2 protein-coding genes and 1 pseudogene are annotated in these 5,071 nt (G+C 59.8%); all 3 read left to right on the top strand.

The window, feature by feature from the left end:
• Positions 1-4,623, top strand: a 4,623-nt coding sequence (locus K3F48_RS23255) for a non-ribosomal peptide synthetase (RefSeq protein WP_222577821.1), incomplete at its 5' end; no start/stop codon positions are given.
• Positions 4,605-4,706 (top strand): annotated as a pseudogene (locus K3F48_RS25080) (hypothetical protein); the annotation flags it as partial. The gene K3F48_RS23255 and the pseudogene K3F48_RS25080, both read left to right, overlap by 19 nt.
• 105 nt (positions 4,707-4,811) lie before the next feature.
• Positions 4,812-5,071 (top strand): condensation domain-containing protein (locus K3F48_RS24695; protein WP_370631490.1); only part of this gene is annotated, 260 nt, incomplete at its 3' end.

Genomic DNA, 5,071 nt, shown 5'->3' with positions numbered 1-5,071 from the left:
AATGTCGCGCATCCCGCCAATCTCGCTTATGTGATCTATACATCCGGCTCCACCGGACGCCCCAAGGGCGTCGCCGTCACCCATGGCGGAGTCGTCAATCGATTGGCGTGGATGCAGGCCGAATATCGGCTTACGCCTTCGGACGTGGTGCTGCAGAAGACGCCCTTCGGGTTCGACGTCTCTGTATGGGAGTTTTTTTTGCCGCTCGTGGCTGGCGCGCGCTTGGTTTTGTTGCCGCCCGGCGATCATCGCGATCCGTCTCGCCTCTCTGAAGCGATCACGAAGAGCGGCGTCACGATTCTGCATTTTGTGCCATCGATGCTGCAAACCTTCTTGAGCGTCGACGATCTGCCGACTCTCGCGACGGTGCGTTGCGTCGTGTGCAGCGGCGAAGCGCTACCGACAAATGTCAAAAATCGATTCTATGTTCAGCAGTCGGCGAAGCTGCATAATCTATATGGACCGACAGAGGCGTCGATCGACATTACGGCATTCGCCTGCGATTCTCTGACCGACAACGCTTCAATCCCGATCGGCCGCCCGATTTGGAACACGCAGGTCTATCTGCTCGACGCCTCATTCGAGCCGATCCCGATCGGGGCATGCGGCGAGTTGTTCGTCGGCGGCGCCGGACTCGCGCGCGGCTATCTCAGGCGCGCTGATCTCACTGCGGAACGCTTCACGCCGAATCCCTTCGCAGAAGGCGGAGCCCGATTGTATCGGACCGGCGATCTATGCCGCTATCGCGCGGACGGCAATCTGGAGTTTCTGGGCCGGCTCGACGATCAGGTGAAGATAAGGGGCTTCCGCATCGAGCTCGGCGAGATCGAGGCGGAGTTAACTCGCATCGCGTCGGTGCGGGAGGCGGTGGTCGTAGCGCGCGAGGACGGCGTCGGAGAGAAGCGGCTCGTCGCCTATGTCACGGCGCGTGCTGGGATGACGCTCTCTTCGAGAGATCTGCGCGCAGCGCTGTTGTCGAGCCTGCCCGACTATATGGTCCCTTCCGCTTTCGTGACGCTCGACGCCCTTCCCTTGTCGCCCAATGGCAAAATCGATCGCAAGGCGCTGCCGGCCCCAGATGCAGACATTACCGAGGTGGCCGGCTTGGTCGCGCCACGAACGGCAACCGAAGCGGCCTTGTGCGCAATCTGGGCCGAGGCTCTGGGGCTCGAACGAGTCGGCGTCGTGGATAATTTTTTCGAGCTGGGCGGCGATTCGCTGTCGAGCGTGAGAGCCGTCGGCCTCGCCAAAGCCCGCGGCCTGAAGTTCTCGCTGGAGGCAGTTTATCGGGGCGCGACGATCGCAATGCTCGCGCAACAGCTCGATAGGGATGCGTCGGATGGGTGCGGCGCCGAGCAGATCCCGCCGTTCTCGCTGTTGTCGGTAGAAGATCGCGCATTGCTGCCCAAAGACGTGGTGGACGCCTATCCGTTAACAGCGCTGCAGGCCGGCATGATCTTTCACAGCGGCCTCGGCGACAATTCCTACCATATGGTCGATAGCTTGACGGTGAAATGCGCTTTTGACTTCGGAGCTTTTCGATGCGCGCTCGACGACGTCCTGCGCATGCATCCCGTTTTGCGCACATATTTCGATCTGAGGCGATTCAGTGAGCCGTTGCAGCTCGTGCGCGACGCCGTGGCGGCGCCTTTCGCCTATACGGATTTGAGAAGTTTGTCGGACCGCGAACGCGCCGACGAACTCGAGCGCTGGATCGAATCTCAGGAGGAGGAGCGGTTCGAACTGTCCGAAGCCCCTTTGTGTCGATTCCAGGCGCATCTTCTCACCGAGGACGTATTCCAATTCACCTTTTCACATCATCATGTGATCCTCGATGGATGGAGTGTCAATGTCCTGCTGGTCGATATCGTCCGCAGATATGTCGGCTATCTCCAGGGTCGGCCGGAGGCGCATGTCGCTTCCTCAGCTTCCTTACTGCCGCAACTGGTCGGTCTCGAACGCGCAGCCTTGCGATCCGATGAAAGCCGTGCGTTTTGGGAACAGCGCATCGGTTCGCGGGAACGGAGTTCTAGCCGCACGCGTGGAGACGTCGGTCGCGCGTCCGATGCAGCGCGACAGGCGGTTGCGACCGAAAAACGTACACTCCCCAGCGAAGTGACGACGCTTTTGCATGCTTTGGCGGCAGAAACACATGTCCCGGTGAAGAGCATTCTTTTAACGGCGCATCTCGAGGTCTTGGGCTTGCTCCAAGCACAGTCCGAGGTCATCACCGGCCTCGTCTGTGGGATTCGACCGGAGGAGCCGGACGCTGACCGCTGCCTCGGACTTTTTTTAAACACGCTTCCGATTCGATATCGGACAACAAGCGGCACATGGCGAGACGCCATCCTCGATGTATTTAGCGAGGAGATCGCGTTGCTGCAACGTCGCTTCTATCCGGTCGCCGCCTTGCAGAGCGAGAAGGGAGGAGAGCCGCTGTTCGATTCCGTATTCAACTATTTGAACTATCATGTTGTGAAAGAAGCCCGCGCGCTGTCGGATGTCGAGGTGCTCGGCTGGCGGGAGCGCGCGAGCGCTCTGACTGGCATGTTGGTGGCGTTTCAGCAGCACACCGATTCTCCGGATATCACAATGTCGATCAGCGTCGATCGCCTTCGGTTCGGCCCGACATCGACAACTGTGATCGCGAAGCTGCTCGTCACGACGATCGCGGCGATGGTCAATGATCCGGACGGACGTCGCGAATCCTTGGCGTTTCTTGCAGAGGATGATCTCCGTCGGATTGCGATGGAGCCGGCCCGCAGTACGTACAATATTGAGCGTGAGCTCAGTCTTCATCAGATGTTCGATGAACAAGCTTTACGCACGCCCGCCGCGATCGCTGTCACTTATGCAGGATCGGATTTGACCTATCGTGAGCTGCGCGAGCGATCCGATCGCTCGGCGTCGAGGCTGCGCAAGCTCGGCGCTGGTCCGGAGCATCGCATCGGTCTGATGTTCGAAAGCGCTATCGACATGGCAATCGCAATATTCGCTGTGATGAAGGCGGGCGGCGCATTCATACCGCTCGATCCCAACTATCCAGAAGAGGTTGTCAAATACATTGTCGCGGATTCCCATGTGGCCATCTTGTTGACGACGTCCGCTGGAGCGGAACGCTTTAGCGCTTGTTCGGCGTCGACCATTTGTTTGGATGCGGATGACGATTCCCTCCTACCGGAGCCGTGGACCGAGCCGGAACCGCTTCCGTCGGATCTTCGTCAAGCAGCTTATGTGATCTACACCTCCGGCTCGACAGGCGTTCCCAAGGGGGTCGTCGTCGAGCACCGCAACATTCTACATTCGACTCTCGCACGATTTGAACGCTATCCCGATCCCGTTCGCTCCTGCGTGTTGCTGCCTTCCTTCAATTTCGATTGCGCGCTCGGAGCATTGTTCTGGACTTTGACCCGGGGAGGACGTTTGTGTCGACCGAGCCGAGATGAGGCAGTGCGGCTCGGCGCGATCGCGGATTTGATCCAAAGTTGCGAAGCGTCGCATTTGATAAGCGTGCCAGCGCTCTACCCGAGCCTTTTGAGCGAAGAGTTTCGAGAGAAGCTGTCGAGCTTATCCTCTGTGATCGTCGGAGGTGAAACCTGTCCTCCGAGCCTCACCGTCGCGCATCTGAAGCTGCTGCCGCGCGTGAAACTCTACAACGAGTACGGGCCTACCGAATGTTCTGTATGGTCTACCGTCGCTGAGATCGAAGAGGCAGTCGAAGCCGGTCTGGTTTCGATAGGCCGCCCGATCGCCGGTGTTCGAGCGCTTGTCCTCGACGGTCGCGGGCGAGCGCTACCGCCGGGCGTGCCTGGAGAATTGCATATCGGCGGCCCGAGCGTCGCTCGCGGCTATTTGGGTCGTGCGGATCTGACGGCGGAGCGCTTCACGCCGGATTCATTCGGTGGAGCTGGAGACCGCTTGTATCGAACAGGCGATATCTGCCGCTTTCGGGAGGACGGCTGCATTGATTTCCTCGGGCGACTCGATGATCAGGTAAAGATTAGGGGCTTTCGTATCGAGCTCGGCGAAATCGAGGCGGCGCTGTCACTGGTTCCGCAGGTGCGTCACGCCGCGGTCGTGGCGCTGGAGGACAGCCGCCAAGAAAGGCGGCTCGTCGCTTATGTGTCCGCGCGGGAGGGAGCGACGCTCGCGGCGAGCGAGCTGCGCACGATGCTGCGGACACGGTTGCCCGATCATATGATTCCCACAGTGTTCGTCATATTGGATGTGTTGCCGCTGACGGCGAATGGAAAGATCGATCGCAAGGCGCTGCCAGAGCCCGGGATGCTTGAAAGAGAAAGGCCGGGGCGTCTACCGCGGACTATGACGGAGAAGGCAGTGGCGGCCGTTGTCGCCGAGACTCTCTCCTGCGACGTGATCTATATCGACAGCAATTTTTTCGATCTCGGCGGGACGTCCTTGCATCTTATCCGCTTGATGGCGCGCTTGGAAACGGCGGTGGGCGTCGTCGTGCCCTTGAAGTCGGTCTACGAGTGCGTCGATCTGGCGGAGCTTGCGGAGCTCATCGATCTGACCGCCGCTCTCGCGCGGATGAGCGCGGCGACTTCGTCTTCTGAGATTTCTGATGTGGAGGAATTCGAGATATGCGCGCCACAGTCTTGATCGAGGAGCTTCATCAGCGAGGCATTCACGTCTATGTAAGAGACGGACGTCTGCGCTGCGCGGCTCCTGCCGGCGCGCTCACAACGGAAATTCGTGACGCTCTACATACTCATCATGCGACGATCTTGGCCGCATTGTCGCAGGAGAGGCATCAGCCGACCATAGAGATCCTCGCGAGGCGAGGGGCTGTGGATTTGGCGGTTTCGTTTGCGCAGCAGCGGTTGTTGTTTTTGGATCGGCTGACGCCGGGGGATACGACGTACAATATTTCCGCTGCGCTGCGTCTCTTCGGCGATGTGGATTTTGGCGCAGTCGTTGCGGCGTTGAATGAGATCGTGCGACGTCACGATGTGTTGCGGACACGGTTCGTGGCGCGGGAGGGGGAGGCGCGGCAGGAGGTTTTGGATCGGCTGGAGTTGGCGCCGTCGCTGATCGATCTCGGCGCTCT

Source organism: Methylosinus sp. Sm6, from assembly GCF_019802345.1.
Lineage (GTDB): Bacteria > Pseudomonadota > Alphaproteobacteria > Rhizobiales > Beijerinckiaceae > Methylosinus.
The sequence above is the reverse complement of the archived record's forward strand: the minus strand, read 5'-3'. Positions and strand labels throughout refer to the sequence as shown.